Raw genomic sequence first — 809 nt, 5'->3', positions numbered from 1 at the left:
GCACTAATCTGTTTGGCAATAGTCATTTATAGTATTTAGCCTTTCTTTAGATCTTTTAATAAGTTCATCTGGCTCATCACCGCCTTTTGCCTTAGCCAGCTCCTTGAACACTAGTTTGATTTCAATAATTTGAGGCTTCGGGACAATTATTGTTGAAGAATTAGCGAAATCCCAGAAAATGTAATTACTGTCTGAAGTACCTATTATATTTGCACATTTTATTTCTCTTTTAACGCTGTTGTATAGCACTTTAAAATGCGCGGTGTCTCCTCGAAGAACTGCTTTAGCGTCTTGAGCAGGCGAGATAAAAGGTGAAATGAACACAAAAAAAGCAACTGGGGTTCCGAGGATCGTGAAAAAAGTGCCAATGATTTTGTGCCAAATACCTTTGACTTTTTTTACTTCCGTTTTAGCCTCGTTTTTCCCAGCAAGTAGAATTAAAAGCCCAAATGAAATCGAAAATAGAAATAAAGCAAGAAAAAAGCTTTTACTTAAAAAGAGCATTTTTATCACGTCTAAAAAATGCGCGAAATGAAGATATTCGATTCCAAAAAATTTGAAATAAGAACTTGAGTAGAATAGCCCAATACCTATAGAGATAGCGGCGAAAACGGTAGATACTATGATCCAATGTTCCACGATGATCGACAGCACTTCCTTTTTTGCATTTCCTTTAGTCATAAACATCCTTTTTTAGTGCTAACGTCCGAATTTGCTGCACAAACTTGTGGCCTAAACTTTGTGAGGCACGAACAATGGCCGCGAGTTTGGGTCAGCAACATACGTTTGTTATTGCGCCACCCCACTTC

Annotated in this window: 1 protein-coding gene; it reads right to left on the bottom strand. The window is 37.6% G+C overall.

Annotation, left to right across the window (positions count from 1 at the left end):
- Positions 1 to 3: 3 nt before the first annotated feature.
- Positions 4 to 681, bottom strand: a complete 678-nt coding sequence (locus tag ABWV72_RS21165; protein WP_353372962.1) for a hypothetical protein — start codon at positions 679 to 681, stop codon at positions 4 to 6.
- Positions 682 to 809: the final 128 nt, after the last annotated feature.

This window comes from Aliiglaciecola sp. NS0011-25 (genome assembly GCF_040370605.1).
Lineage (GTDB): Bacteria > Pseudomonadota > Gammaproteobacteria > Enterobacterales > Alteromonadaceae > Aliiglaciecola > Aliiglaciecola lipolytica_A.
Note: the sequence above shows the minus strand (reverse complement) of the source record. Positions and strands in the feature narration are given on the sequence as shown.